This window comes from Chryseobacterium lactis (genome assembly GCF_003815875.1).
Lineage (GTDB): Bacteria > Bacteroidota > Bacteroidia > Flavobacteriales > Weeksellaceae > Chryseobacterium > Chryseobacterium lactis.
In genome coordinates this window covers 1,495,059-1,509,292 of the sequence record NZ_CP033924.1, presented here as the reverse complement: position 1 = coordinate 1,509,292, position 14,234 = coordinate 1,495,059, and the positions used below count along the sequence as shown (strand labels likewise).

Genomic DNA, 14,234 nt, shown 5'->3' with positions numbered 1-14,234 from the left:
TAAAAAAGCAGTCAAATCTGACTGCTTTATCTTATGCTTTTAACCATTCCGATGAGGAAAGATAGTTCTGATCAGGATAATAAATGAAGAGACAGTTTCTGCCTTTTATCGTATTGATAATGGGCTGTGTCAGTTCTTTTGGTACTGCAGGACATCCCCAGCTTCTTCCGATTCTTTTGTGCATGGTGGCAAAATCGTCGCTTACATAATTGGCTCCGTGCAATACGATCGCTCTTCTGTAGGCTGCATCATTAAATCCTTTATCCATTCCCAATAGTCTTAATGAATATCCGTTATCTCCCTGATACGTTGCATCCGTGATATAAAATCCCAGGCTGCTCTGCAACGAACTTTCCCTGTTAGAAAAATTCGTCGCAAATTCTTCACCTGTATTTTTTCCGTGGGCAACCAGTGAGTTGAATAATACTTTCTTATCATCAATATCTATAATCCAAAGTCTTTTTGTATTGGAAGACATAGAAAAATCGCAAATCGTTAGTAAGTGCGAATCCTGAGTAAGCAATCCTGCTTTCTTTAAATTTTCAAATCCTGTTAATGCTTTTGAGAAAACCTCATAATTTAATTCATGTTCAGGGTCAAATGCAATTGATTGGTACAGTGCTTCTGATGAAGATACAGCATTACTTGCATGCTTCTCAGATTTCATTTCAATAACTCTTTCTGTTTTTGTTGTATTGACATTTTCATTCTTTGCCGCCACTCTTGGAGAAATGTAGAATGATGTCGTAACCATGTACACCAGGCCTATTATGCCGTATAATCCTTTCATTCAATAATATGTTAATTCAAAATTAGTGGGGCAAAATTATAAAAACATAGAGATCAAGACGTTATAACTCTAAAAAGTTTAACGCTATTTAAGAAACTTTAACGTCCTGATTCTGTGAATTAAAGGCTGTTATTTTTGCGAATCCGGAACAAATTCCAGACTAATGGAATTCATACAATAGCGCAATCCGGTGGGCTTTGGACCATCATCAAAAACGTGTCCCAAATGGGAATCACATCTTTTACAAAGCACCTCTACCCTTTCCATTCCGTAGGATACATCTCTTTTGTAATAAGTCCCTTCTTTATCTGCTTCAAAGAAGCTTGGCCAGCCACAACTGCTTGAAAATTTCGATGTAGAGCGGAACAAATGGTTTCCACATACGGCACAATAGTAATCTCCCACCTCATCAAACTCATTGTATTTTCCGGTGAAAGCTCTTTCTGTTGCAGCTTCTCTTGCTATTGCATAGAGATCCGGAGCCAGGATTTGTTTCCATTCTTCGTTGGAAACGTTTAGTTGGGTAGTGTCGGTTCTTGAGTAGTATGGATTGTTTTTTGCATCTGTATTTTCCATAGAAGAAGTTTTAACGGGTTGATATTTCTGCGTACATGATGGCAGAAAGATTAATATGATGATTGAAATTAAAAATTTCATCGCAATTTTAATTAAATATTAAAAGTGATAAAAAATTAAAACACCCAAGTTATGTTAAGTTACAACCTTTATACATAAGAAGTGCAATTAAGTTTTCTAAGGTGAACTAAAGTGTTTAAAATACATCTTTTGTCACTTTTATAATTTAAATAGTAAACGGTTTGACAGCCAAATTTAGTAAATTTGAGAATATGAATGACGAAGCAAAAAGAAAACAGCTCAGAAAATACAAAGCGATTGCCACAGGATTGTTTGTCTTAATGGCCGTTATTTTCATTATTACCACCATTTTACAGAAGTCTAATAATTCTCATTGGATTGGCTACGTTCGTGCTTTTGCAGAGGCTGCAATGGTAGGAGCTCTGGCCGATTGGTTTGCGGTAACAGCTTTATTCCGTCACCCTTTGGGACTTCCCATTCCCCACACCAATCTGATTGAAAACAGCAAACAAAAGCTAGGTGATAATCTGGGAAGTTTTGTAGTCAGTAACTTTCTTTCGCCACAAAACATCCGTCCGTACATTCAGAAAATCAAAGTATCCAATTTTGTTGGAGAATGGCTGAGTAAGGAAAAAAATCAGGATATTCTGATCAGAAACCTTTCAGATATTGTGCTGGATATTCTCAATAAACTGGACGATTCTACCGTAAGCCAATTCATCAGCAATAAGGTCACAGAAATGACTGACAATATTAAACTCAACCAAATAGTAGGAAATGGCATTCATTATATTCTTGAGAAAAACGATCATCAGCGAATCATTACCAATCTTTCCAAACAGATCAAAGACTATATCCTTGAAAATGATGAAATGATCAAAGACCGTGTAAAAAAAGGAAGCTATACTTTCATTCCATCATTTGTAGATAATAAAATTGCCGATAAAATTGCGGATGGGCTTGCTGATTTTTTTAAAGAAATTGAAGAAAACCCTCAGCATGAAGTAAGAGCCCTGATCACTCAAAAGATCCACGAATTTTCTGTTGACCTTAAAGAAGACCCCAAATGGGATGATGAATTTAAAACCATTAAAAACGGGCTCCTGAAAAACGATAAACTGGATGAATATTCTAATGACATCTGGGTTTCAATTAAAAAAACGTTGATGAAAGAACTTCAGGAGGAACATTCTGCTTTGAAGGGATATCTTTCTAAGAATTTGAACGAGTTTTCACAAAATTTAAAAACAGACGAAAATCTTCAAAACAAAATTGATCACTGGGTTCGGGTAACGGCCTACAAATATATCCTTAGAAACACCCACCAGTTTGGAAGCCTCATCAGTACTACCGTTGGAAACTGGCAGGGTAAAGAATTAAGCGAAAAAATGGAGCTGGAAGTAGGAAAAGACCTTCAGTTTATCCGTGTAAATGGAACATTGGTGGGAGGTTTGGTAGGATTACTCATCTATACTGTTTCCCACTTCTTCATCTAAAAACTAGTAATTAACCATGAAAAAAATATGTAGCCTACTCCTCCTGGGATTTTTTGTCTTTTATTCAAGTCAGAAAGTTGAACTCAAATCAGTGACCGATTCTTCTCAGACCTTCAAAGGAGAAATTGCCGGAGTTCCCATTACCATTCAGCTTAATTATGCTGGAATTGTAGATTGTGACCAGTACCAGCATTATGTAGACGGATGGTATTATTACGATAAGTATCAGAAGAAAATATATCTAACCGGGATCTACGATTTTTATGGTAATCTTTCATTATACAACTTTGGAGCGAAACACAAACAGAAATCTAAAGTTCTAAAAGAAGAAATCACCTCCCGGCAGAAAATAGAAAACACCAATGAAATTGCACAGAAATTATCCCCTCAGGAATCCTTGATTTTTGAGCAACCGAATCCTAAGGAAAATGCTATTTCAGGCACATTTTATATGAATAAAAAGACTGCTGCTGCCAAGCTTTTCACCGCAAATGATATGATTTACCGCTACAACAATTATCTGATTCTTCCCAACCATAAAAAGATCAATACGTTTGATTTCATCAACCGTGCGGGAGGAAATAGTCTTGTGTCAACGGCCTCTGACCATTCCGGGCACAGAGTTCTGCTTTATTTTGAAGAAGTTTCCAATTTTAATTTTTGTGGAATGTGTGGTGCCAGCGACGGAGAAAAAGGATACCGCGTTTTATATTTTACCAAAGACTGGAATTATAAACATTACGATCAATTTCTTACTGAGAGTTGCCGGGAAGGAATATCTGAAACTGAGAAAATTAAGACCAAAGACCCAAAAATCCTTCAGTTTAAAATTCCAAAGTCATATTCTTCTCCGGCTTATACATTGACTGTAGATACAAAGAATTCGTCTATTACCAAATCAAAGTAAGGGAAATAAAAAAAGAGAGCTGTTAAAACTCTCTTTTGCTTTTTTTTATCTCGGCAATCTGCTTGCTCTTTTCAAAATTTCCTTGTTGATTTCATTGATCAGTTCCGGACCTTCATAAATAAATCCGGTGTACAACTGAACCAGACTTGCACCCGCATCCAATTTTTCCATCGCATCCTTTGCAGAGTGAATTCCTCCTACTCCAATGATCGGGAAAGATTTATTGCTTTTATCAGAAAGGTATTTGATCATTTTTGTACTTCTTTCACGAATAGGCTTTCCGCTTAGACCTCCATTCCCTATTTGTTCCAGCACTTCGGAAGAAGTTTTCAAGCCTTCCCTGTTGACTGAAGTATTGGAAACAATTATTCCATCTATTTTTGTTTCAGCAATCAGCTCAACAATTTCATCCAATTGATTGTTATTAAGATCCGGAGCAATTTTCAGTAATATCGGCTTCTGTACAGATTTTGACTGATTGATTTTTTTCACTTCCGTAATCAGTTCGCGTAAATAGCCTACATCTTCAAGTTTGGCGTGGCTTCCTACATTCGGGCAACTTACATTTAGCACAAAATAATCTACATGAGGATGAAGACCTTCAAAACAATCCAGATAATCCTCGGTATAGTTTTCGGGGCTAGTATCGGTGTTTTTTCCAATATTTCCTCCGATGATTATTTTTCCCTTGTTGGATTTTAGTTTTTCAATAGCTGCTTCAAGGCCATCGTTATTGAATCCCATTCTGTTGATAATCCCACCGTCTTCTATCAATCGGAATAATCTTTTCTTAGCATTTCCAGCCTGAGCTCTTGGGGTTACCGTTCCGATTTCTACAAATCCAAAACCTAAGTCTCCCAATTCGTTGAACAACACAGCATTTTTATCAAATCCGGCTGCCAATCCTACAGGATTTTTAAATTTCAATCCGAAAACTTCTCTTTCCAGACGCTTGTCTTCAATAGGTTTTGGGAAAAATAATTTAGTGAGAAATCCAAAGTTCTTAAGCATCGAAAATGTAAAGTGATGAACATCTTCGGGATCGAATTTAAAAAGAATTGGTCGAATGAGCGATTTGTACATTGAAAAAAAGTTTTACAAAAATACTCATTTTAAAATTAATCAATAATTGACCTGTGATATTTTATCGAAAAATTATCCTTGTCAAGGTTTAGAACCTTGACAAGGATAATACGAGCTTAAATCAAAATTCAAAATATCTCCTACTCTTTTAAATTCGTCATTAACTGTGGCATTCAACGTCATCCTTTCGTTGGTGATGGGATGATTAATAATCAATTGATGAGCGTGAAGCATCAATTTAGTCATATTGAAAGTCTCCAGCCACAATTTATTCTGCTTATTACAACCATAAGGACGACACCCCAGAATAGGATGCAAAATATGTTTAAAATGCTTCCTCAGCTGGTGCATTCTACCTGTTTCCGGAATAGCTTCTACCAGACAATAACGGGAAGTCTGATGTTTTCCAAATGCCAAATCTATTTCCGAGATTTGTAACCGATGATAGTAAGTAATGGCATTTTGCTGGATCTCATCTTCATTTATTAAGTCATAATCGATCGTTTCTTCTTCTTTTGTCCAGCCCCGAAGGATTGCTAAATATTTTTTTTCAACCTGTCGTGTCGCAAATTGATCGTTCATGAGCCTTAACGTATCTTTATCCAAAGTAAACAATAAAACCCCTGACGTTTTTCGGTCTAAACGATGGGCAGGATAGACATATTGCCCGATCTGATCTCTTAACTCCTGAATCGCATAGGTATCTGCTTCTCCTGCATAATAAGATTTATGAACCAATAATCCGCTTGGTTTATTGATGGCAATAAGATGCTCGTCACGATAAAGAATTTCTAACATGGGGCAAAAGTAGAAATTTTCTGCTGATTCTTGTTTAAACTATAAAATCTTAAAATCGAATGGTTATAGCTTATTCTAAACCTAACAGGTTTTTGAAGCCTGTTAGGTTTGTAGATATGCAGAGTTTAATAGCCCTGATTGAGTGGCATGTTTGAGCTCTTTTCTGGAGTTTGGGCGGCGGCAAAGCCGCCGCCCCCAAACTCCAGAAAAAGCGAGTAACGAAAGCAGGTTCCTGGCTCATTATATTTAATCATTATACTTCAATTAAATTTTTTATATTAGTATCGGGTACACCTTTAATTAAAAAAATTATGACAGACTATTTTGGTTTCTTTGTAAAATTGACTGTGATCTCTGTCATTATAGCGATCGCTACTATTATTTTCGTACCCTTTAAAAAGTATAAAATCGCAAAAATAGTATTGTTAATTATTGCCGGTATTTTATTTATCATCGGTGCCGGAGGATGCTTTTTAATGACTATATCGAATGTAGGATCTTACAGGTATTAATATTTTACCAATAAAAAACATTATTTTTGCACATCAGACGTAAAAATTATGGCAAAGCAAGAAGATGTTTTCAAGAAAGTGATTTCTCACGCTAAAGAATATGGTTTTATTTTCCCATCAAGTGAGATCTATGATGGTTTATCCGCTGTTTATGATTATGGACAGAACGGAGCCGAACTAAAAAATAATATCAAACAATACTGGTGGAAAGCTATGGTACAGCTTAACGAAAATATTGTGGGTATTGACTCGGCGATCCTTATGCATCCAACAACCTGGAAGGCATCAGGCCACGTAGACGCTTTCAACGATCCATTGATTGATAATAAAGATTCTAAGAAACGTTTCAGAGCAGACGTTTTGGTAGAAGATTACTGTCTAAAAATTGAAGATAAAGAGAACAAAGAAATTGAAAAAGCAGCCAAAAGATTTGGTGAATCTTTCGATAAGGCTCAATTTGAAGCTACGAATCCAAAAATTCTGGAATACAGAGCAAAAAGAGAGGCTATTCTTTCAAGATTGGCAAAATCTCTGGAAAATGAAGATCTTGCCGATGTAAAGGCTTTGATTGAAGAGCTTGAAATTGCTGATCCTGATACAGGTTCTAAAAACTGGACCGAGGTAAGACAATTCAACCTAATGTTCGGAACCAAACTTGGAGCTTCTGCAGATTCTGCGATGGATCTTTACTTGAGACCGGAAACTGCTCAGGGTATCTTCGTTAACTTTTTAAATGTACAAAAAACGTCACGTCACAGACTTCCTTTCGGTATTGCCCAGATTGGAAAGGCATTCAGAAATGAGATTGTTGCAAGACAGTTTATCTTCAGAATGCGTGAATTCGAACAAATGGAAATGCAATTTTTTGTAGCTCCGGGTACAGAACTTGAATTCTACGAGCAATGGAAACAAAAACGTCTGAACTGGCACTTAGCTTTAGGATTAGGTAATGAAAATTACAGATTCCATGACCATGAGAAACTAGCTCACTATGCCAATGCTGCGGCTGATATTGAGTTTAATTTCCCATTCGGTTTCAAGGAACTGGAAGGTATTCACTCCAGAACGGATTTCGACCTGAAAGCTCATGAAAAGCACTCAGGAAGAAAACTTCAGTTCTTCGATCCTGAAAGAAATGAGAATTATGTTCCTTATGTTGTGGAAACATCAGTAGGTTTAGACAGATTATTCCTTTCTATCTTCTCACACTGCTTAAAAGACGAAGTATTGGAAGATGGTTCAGAAAGAACTGTTTTATCTTTACCTCCAGCTTTAGCCCCAATTAAGGCAGCTATTCTTCCACTGATGAAGAAAGACGGTTTAGCAGAATATGCAGAGAAAATCTTCAATGATCTAAAATATGATTTCAACTTATTCTACGAAGAAAAAGATGCGATCGGAAAACGTTACAGAAGACAGGATGCCATCGGTACTCCTTACTGTATCACAGTAGATCATGATTCATTGACAGATCATACGGTAACCATGAGAGACAGGGATACGATGCAGCAGGAAAGAGTTACTGTTTCAGAGTTGAGAAGAATCATTGATGAGAAAACCAACTTCAGAAATTTACTTTCTAAAATATAATTGAAAAGCCTTGATTCAGTCAAGGCTTTTTTGTTTTTATACAATCTGCTTTATTTCATTCTATATTTTGAATTTCTCTCAAAAATTATTTTAAATTTGTTAAAGACCGATTCACGAGAGTATGAAAATAGTAAAATATATGATAGGTGGCGCTGTCGCCGGTGCAGCAGCAGCTTATCTTCTGGGATACGATTATCTGTTTAATGGTATTTCCAAAACTTATCTGAAAGGAAAATCAAGTGCCTATATTGATGATGGAGATCTGTTTCCCAGCAATCCTATTGTTACGGAAGAACCAAGATTATGGGAAGAGGATTCTGAGTATAATAAAAAGGAATTACCTAAGCATTTAGTTGATCAATTAAAACATTCCAAAACGGCTGCGTTTGTGGTCATCAGGAATGGTAAAATTCTTCACGAACAATATTGGGCAGGCTATAATCAACTGTCACAAACCAATTCTTTTTCTATGGCAAAAGCGGTAACGGTGATGCTTCTGGGAAAAGCTTTGGAAGAAGGAATTATTGAGAATATTGATGAAAAGCTGTCAGATTTTTATGCTGAATTTAAAGAGAAAGGATTCGGAAGTGAAGTAAGTCTACAAAATCTGGCTCAGATGGAAGCCGGGCTCGACTGGGATGAGAATTATAATAATCCTTTTCTTCCCAATGCCAAAGCATATTATGGAAAAAGTCTTGTGAAAGCGGTATTTTCAAGAAAATTTAAAGAAAAACCGGGAACCCGATTTGAATACCAAAGCGGCTCTACCCAACTTCTGGGATTTGCTTTAAAAAAGGCACTCAATCAACCACTAGCAAGCTATTTATCAGAAAAATTCTGGATTCCTTTAGGGATGGAACAGAACGCCAAATGGAGTACCGACGATTACGGAATGGAAAAAACCTATTGTTGTATTCATTCCAACGCCAGAGACTTTGCCAAACTGGGACAATTATTTCTGGATGATGGTAAAGTTGAAAATCAACAGGTTCTCAACCTTGATTTTATTGAACAAATGAGAACTCCGACAGAAAAGTCTGAAGAGGTTTATGGAATGGGACTTTGGATCAATCATGACAATCCGGTCAAACATTATTATTTCCTGGGGCTGCAAGGGCAATATATCATTATGGTTCCAGAGTATAACATGGTGATTGTAAGGACAGGAAGTTATGCCAACAGTCCTAAAAATGACAGAGGAAGACCGGACATGGTAAGATTCCTGGTGAATGAAATTGTAGATTTATTTCAAGAAGAATAATGGAAAAATACAGTTCAAAAATAGATGCTTATATTGAAAAATCTCAGGATTTTGCAAAACCCGTTTTACATTACATTCGTGAAACGGTTCATGAACACTGTTCTGAAGCTGAAGAAACTTTGAAATGGGGATTTCCTCATTTTATATACAAAGGGAAAAATCTTTGTGCTATGGCTTCTTTTAAACAACATTGCACCTTCGGGTTCTGGTTGGAAAAAGAGATGAAAACAATGCAGGAAATCACTCAGGATATTGAAAAAAACTCAATGTTCAGTCTCGGAAAAATCACCAGAGTTGAAGACCTTCCTTCAAAACCTCAGCTTAAAAAAGCAATACGGGAGGCAATGGAGCTCACAGAGATGGGTGTTACCATGAAAAAAGCAGCTCCCTCGAAAACAGAAATTGAAATCCCTGATTATTTTCAAATTGCTTTAAATACCCATAAAAAAGCATTAAATATTTTCGAAAAAGCATCACCATCATTCAGAAAAGAATACATCACCTGGATTATGGAGGCCAAAACAGAAGCCACCCGAAATAAACGAATAGATCAGGCTTTGGAATGGATTTCTGAGGGAAAAGGCAGGAACTGGAAATATGAGAAGAAATAGCTATCCGCAAAAAGAAGCATTCTAAATCATCCTTAATCTCTCCTCTTCCAGATCAAGCTGATACAACTGATGGCGGATAATTTCTTCATTGATCGATATATCTTTGTTCAGCTCTGAAAGAAACTGTCTCTGACTTTCTAGCATTTCAAGGAAAATAAGCTTGGTTTTTTCATTCATCCATTCCGTATCGCTTGCTTTATTTTTCTCTTCCCAGTGTTTCAGCATTCGCTCTATACCGGCATGACTTTGAAGCTCATTTTCATGTTTATCTTTAAGAAAATGATAGACATGCTGCTTCAGTTTTGTTTTTATTTCCTGACGGACTAATTCTTCTTTTTCATCATCAATAAAATCGTCAAACACATGCCCAAATCTGATAAGATAAGGCAATGTAAGGCCTTGCACAAGAAGAGTAAGCAATATCACAACAAAAGTGATGAACAAAATTAGATTTCTGTTCGGAAAAGGAGCACCATGAAGACTGATAGGAATGGCAAGAGCAGCAGCCAGCGATACTACACCTCGCATTCCGGTCCAGCCCAGTATAATAGGCATCATCAGACGTCTCCTGTTCGAAGAAGCCCGGGGAGCCACCCCCGGTCGGAAAATAATAGTGGCGAGCATTGCAGCGTACGAGCTTATAATTCTGGCAGCAATCAGAATACCTGTCACCAAAACTCCATAATTGATGGCGGTGGGCAAAGGAATACCTTCTGAGCGCAATCCGCCAACGATTTCCGGAAGTTCAAGTCCGATAATTAAAAAAACGATTCCATTCAGGATAAATACAAAGCTTTCCCAAACACTATACCCTCGAATCCGGCTCGTACTGCTTAAAAATATCATTCGTTTACTTGACATATACAAGCCTCCGCAAACTACCGCCAGTACTCCAGAACTATGAAACTGTTCTGCCAGCCAGTACATCAGGTAGGGCTCAATCAAAGTTAATGCAATATCTGATGAGGCATCTGTCGGCAGACGTTTGTGCACCTGTACAAAAATCCAGGCCAGTAATAATCCAAGTCCTGCACCACCTATAATCATCCACAAAAAATTCAGTGAAGCTTCCTGCCATACAAATTGCCCTGTTCCCACAGCAATAAGAGCAAAACGGAAAATAATTAAAGAAGAAGCATCGTTGAGTAAGCTTTCGCCTTCAAGAATTGCAGAAGTTGTTTTCGGAATTTTCACAAATTTCATAATAGCACCACTACTTACGGCATCGGGCGGAGAAACAATTCCTCCAAGCAAAAACCCTAAAGCAATGGTAAATCCCGGAATAAAATAATTAGAAACAACTGCTACCGACAAAGCAGTAAAAAATACAACAAGAAATGCAAAGCTGCCGATAATCCGCCACCATTTTTTCATTTCTTTAAAAGAAATAGACCACGAGGCCTCAAATAATAATGGGGGTAAAAAGATAAAAAAGATCAGATCAGGATTTATTTTTACGGCAGGTAAACCGGGTACAAAACTGACCAATAATCCAAAAACAACCAATAAAATCGGATAAGCAATTTTCAGCTTGGTTGCCCACATATTTAACAGGACAATAGCAGCTATCATAGCCAGGAAAAAGGGTAAAATCGTATGCATTATGTTGTGTTTTTTAATTTTCATCCACTACTCTGTTCTGATTATTTTTGAACCATTAAGAGTAATTTATTCTACAAATATACAGGCAATTCCTATTTCTCGTATCGTTTTTATGACCTTATCTGAACTTAATTAATAAAAAATTAAAAATGAAACAACATACTTTCTATTAAAACTTTTTATTGTTAAAAAAATTATTAAAACACGTCAAGTTTAGTCGTTATCATTCTATATTTTTGATTTATAATAGTATAAAATCATGGACAAAGTAACAACAGAAAGAATTCAGAAACTTCATCCGCTGGTAAGGGATGAAGTAAAGCAAATTATCCAAGAATGTGATGAAGCCCTTACCGGCAGAGCCAAAATAAGAATCACACAAGGGTTACGATCTTTTGAAGAACAGGAAAAGCTATATGCTATCGGAAGAATTACTTCAGGGAAAAAAGTAACCAATGCAAAGGCCGGGCAAAGCATCCATAATTATGGCCTTGCTGTGGATATTTGCCTGATGATCGATGGAAAAACAGCAAGCTGGGACACGGCAAAAGATTGGGATAATGACAAGGTCGCCGACTGGTATGAATGTGTGAAAATTTTCGCCAGGCATGGTTGGGACTGGGGCGGCAACTGGAAGACGTTTAAAGACCTTCCTCACTTTGAAAAAAAGGTAATTCCGTCCCGAAAAGGGCTTATAAAAACCAGCTGGAGAATACTCTCGAAACTGCCTAGAGATAAGGAAAATTATGTTATTTTTTAATTCTCTTTTATTTGAAATTAAATAAAATACGACAAGTTCTGTCGCTTCCCCGTCCTATCTTTGCTTTACAAGAAAACAACTAAAAAAGCAATGAAATCTAAAAACAAAACCGCTCTTTTTTAACTTATGAAAATTTCGGTTTTTACAGATTTAAGATTGCATGTGTCCTTTTAAAAAAACAATTAAAATATCACATGAAAAAGACAACCATTCTTTCTTTGGACGGGGGTGGAATAAGAGGAATTATCACCTGCATTATTCTACGCTACATAGAAGAACAGCTCCAGTATTATGATAAACCAAGTGCCAAACTTGGAGATTATTTTGATCTGGTAGCGGGCAGCAGTACCGGCGGTCTGATTGCTTCAATTATTCTATGCCCCGATGAAACCCGAAAAGCAAAATATTCAATCCAGAAAGGATTAGAATTATATGCTGAAAAGGGCGGCGACATCTTCCAGGTTTCTTTTTGGGAAAAACTGGTCAATCCGTTTGGACTGTTGAATGAAAGAATTTCTCAGGATGCTCTTCAGAAAAACCTGAACGACTTTTTTGGAAATTTAGAATTGAAAGAATTAATAAAACCATGTTTAATAACAAGTTATGACATCGAAAACAGAAGAGCAAAGCTTTTCAACTCATGGGAAGCCAACCTCAGCACAGATAATTTCTATGTAAGAGATATCTGCAGAGCCACTTCAGCAGCCCCTACTTATTTTTGTCCTGTGCAGATCAAATCAATGTACGGGCAGATTTTTAGCCTCATTGATGGCGGAATGTTTGCCAATAATCCTGCTCTTTGTGCATACGCAGAAGCCAGAAAAATTCCTTTTGCCGAAGTTTTGAAAAATCACCAGAAGGCCAATCATCCCGGAGTCAATGATATGATCATTATTTCTATCGGAACAGGAATTGAAGCCAGATCTTATTCATTTAAAAAATTAGAAAAAGCAGGAAAAATAGGTTGGGTAAATCCGATTATCGATATTTTAATGTCAGCAAATGCTGAAACAGTAGATTATCAACTTGGTCAGATGTTTCAAACATTAGGTTTAAGAAATCAGAAAAATTATTACCGCCTGAATCCGTCGTTGAAAAATGCATCACCGGCAATGGATAATGTAAGACGCTCTAATATTGAAAACCTGATACAAGCCGGACTGAGCTATATTGATGACAACAGAGAAGTACTGAACCAAATTGTTCAAAAACTCATTAAAAACAAAATATAAGCCCCTGAACTTATAATGACTCAAAATAAGCTATTTAGCTTATAATTTAAAAATCCAAAAGCTTTATACACGTCAAATTCTGTAGTTGTCCGACAATACCTTGATTATTAAAAAAACAGAATAAAATTCAAAAATATATTTAACACGACGAGTTTTGACGCTTCACCCAACTATCTTTGAATTAACAAAATAACCAGGAAAACTATAGCTAAATAAGCTTATTCTTCCCCCAATATTTATTACCGGTTCATTATTAATCTTCAGTTGACCAGATACTGAACAGGATACTTATTCCCTCATATGAATATTAGTTTGCTAGCAACTACTATATATTATTAACCAATTAATAACCTTAAAATTTTACAATTATGGCAAATTTAGTCCAAGAATTAAACAGTTTAGATTTCAGTGTTTACATCGGAGGCCCAATGCAGGCAGCGATAAAAGCTCAACATGAAGCTTCTATGTCACAGGTCAATTTCATTAAAGAAGTTGGTTTTGAAGGAACAGGGCCAGCTACAAAGCTCAGATATGTGGATTTTGTGTACAAAAAAACAGTACCTAACCCTGTTCAGGGCAATGAAACTCCGGTACAGTCACAAGTTACGTTGAGTGTTCCATTGCTTTCTATGTTGACGATTCCGGCTTTAAGAATTGATGAAATGACCATTGACTTTAATGCAAAACTGAATTCCGTAGAAACTCAGAATATTTCCACTGAGTTCCAGGGAAGTGCTTCTTTAAGTGCCAAGTTCTGGAAAGTAAAGTTCAATGCTTCAGCTTCTTACAAGAAAACCAATTCAAGCACATCTACGACAGAAAAAACATATACTTTGGGAGTACATGTAAAAGCTGTAAATGATGAATTGCCTGCCGGTCTGGCGAGAATTATGGATATGCTGGAAGATGCTATTGTAGCTAATTCGGCGCCTGTAACTCCTTAACATCTTTTTTGGATGGTTGCTCCGGCAGCCATCCATTTTAAACAATTTTTA

Annotated in this window: 14 protein-coding genes; 9 read left to right on the top strand and 5 right to left on the bottom strand. The window is 36.6% G+C overall.

The annotated features are described in order from the left end of the window. Positions 1 to 31: 31 nt before the first annotated feature. Entirely contained in the window at positions 32 to 790 is a 759-nt protein-coding gene (locus tag EG342_RS06475) for a murein L,D-transpeptidase catalytic domain family protein (protein WP_103288929.1), read from the bottom strand. 129 nt (positions 791 to 919) lie between these two features. Then, a complete protein-coding gene (msrB, locus tag EG342_RS06470) occupies positions 920 to 1,447 on the bottom strand; it encodes a peptide-methionine (R)-S-oxide reductase MsrB (RefSeq protein ID WP_103288928.1) in 528 nt (175 codons plus the stop codon). Between the two features lie 191 nt (positions 1,448 to 1,638). Between msrB and EG342_RS06465 the strand changes: the two genes are divergently transcribed. Beyond that, positions 1,639 to 2,883, top strand: coding sequence for a DUF445 domain-containing protein (locus tag EG342_RS06465; RefSeq protein ID WP_103288927.1), 1,245 nt, complete (start codon positions 1,639 to 1,641; stop codon positions 2,881 to 2,883). A gap of 16 nt (positions 2,884 to 2,899) precedes the next feature. Then, on the top strand, positions 2,900 to 3,790 hold the full coding sequence (locus EG342_RS06460) for a hypothetical protein (RefSeq protein WP_103288926.1): 891 nt from the start codon (positions 2,900 to 2,902) through the stop codon (positions 3,788 to 3,790). A gap of 45 nt (positions 3,791 to 3,835) precedes the next feature. On the opposite strand, the gene EG342_RS06455 is transcribed toward EG342_RS06460, so the two are convergent. Further along, entirely contained in the window at positions 3,836 to 4,873 is a 1,038-nt protein-coding gene (locus tag EG342_RS06455) for a quinone-dependent dihydroorotate dehydrogenase (protein ID WP_103288925.1), read from the bottom strand. An 81-nt stretch (positions 4,874 to 4,954) separates the two neighbouring features. Continuing rightward, on the bottom strand, positions 4,955 to 5,671 hold the full coding sequence (locus EG342_RS06450) for a pseudouridine synthase (protein ID WP_103288924.1): 717 nt from the start codon (positions 5,669 to 5,671) through the stop codon (positions 4,955 to 4,957). Between the two features lie 311 nt (positions 5,672 to 5,982). Here EG342_RS06450 and EG342_RS06445 point away from each other — a divergent pair, with 311 nt between their 5' ends. The 4 genes from EG342_RS06445 (at position 5,983) to EG342_RS06430 (ending at position 9,645) form a co-directional block, all read left to right on the top strand. Continuing rightward, positions 5,983 to 6,183: a hypothetical protein gene (locus tag EG342_RS06445; RefSeq protein ID WP_123868041.1), complete on the top strand. Its 201-nt coding sequence runs from the start codon at positions 5,983 to 5,985 to the stop codon at positions 6,181 to 6,183. Between the two features lie 48 nt (positions 6,184 to 6,231). Further along, positions 6,232 to 7,773, top strand: a complete 1,542-nt coding sequence (locus EG342_RS06440; protein ID WP_103288922.1) for a glycine--tRNA ligase — start codon at positions 6,232 to 6,234, stop codon at positions 7,771 to 7,773. Positions 7,774 to 7,894: 121 nt separating this feature from the next. Beyond that, complete coding sequence (locus tag EG342_RS06435) at positions 7,895 to 9,034, top strand: serine hydrolase domain-containing protein (protein ID WP_103288921.1); 1,140 nt, start codon at positions 7,895 to 7,897, stop codon at positions 9,032 to 9,034. After that, positions 9,034 to 9,645, top strand: coding sequence for a YdeI/OmpD-associated family protein (locus tag EG342_RS06430; protein WP_103288920.1), 612 nt, complete (start codon positions 9,034 to 9,036; stop codon positions 9,643 to 9,645). Before EG342_RS06435 ends, EG342_RS06430 begins: the two co-directional genes overlap by 1 nt. 21 nt (positions 9,646 to 9,666) lie before the next feature. Here EG342_RS06430 and EG342_RS06425 read toward each other — a convergent pair whose 3' ends face one another. Next, complete coding sequence (locus EG342_RS06425) at positions 9,667 to 11,247, bottom strand: Na+/H+ antiporter (protein ID WP_103289327.1); 1,581 nt, start codon at positions 11,245 to 11,247, stop codon at positions 9,667 to 9,669. Between the two features lie 259 nt (positions 11,248 to 11,506). On the opposite strand from EG342_RS06425, the gene EG342_RS06420 reads away from it, so the two are divergent. The 3 genes from EG342_RS06420 (at position 11,507) to EG342_RS06410 (ending at position 14,183) form a co-directional block, all read left to right on the top strand. Then, a complete protein-coding gene (locus tag EG342_RS06420; RefSeq protein ID WP_103288919.1) occupies positions 11,507 to 12,007 on the top strand; it encodes a M15 family metallopeptidase in 501 nt (166 codons plus the stop codon). A 194-nt stretch (positions 12,008 to 12,201) separates the two neighbouring features. Next, entirely contained in the window at positions 12,202 to 13,239 is a 1,038-nt protein-coding gene (locus EG342_RS06415; protein WP_103288918.1) for a patatin-like phospholipase family protein, read from the top strand. 368 nt (positions 13,240 to 13,607) lie between these two features. Further along, positions 13,608 to 14,183: a DUF2589 domain-containing protein gene (locus EG342_RS06410; protein ID WP_103288917.1), complete on the top strand. Its 576-nt coding sequence runs from the start codon at positions 13,608 to 13,610 to the stop codon at positions 14,181 to 14,183. The last annotated feature ends 51 nt before the right edge of the window (positions 14,184 to 14,234 follow it).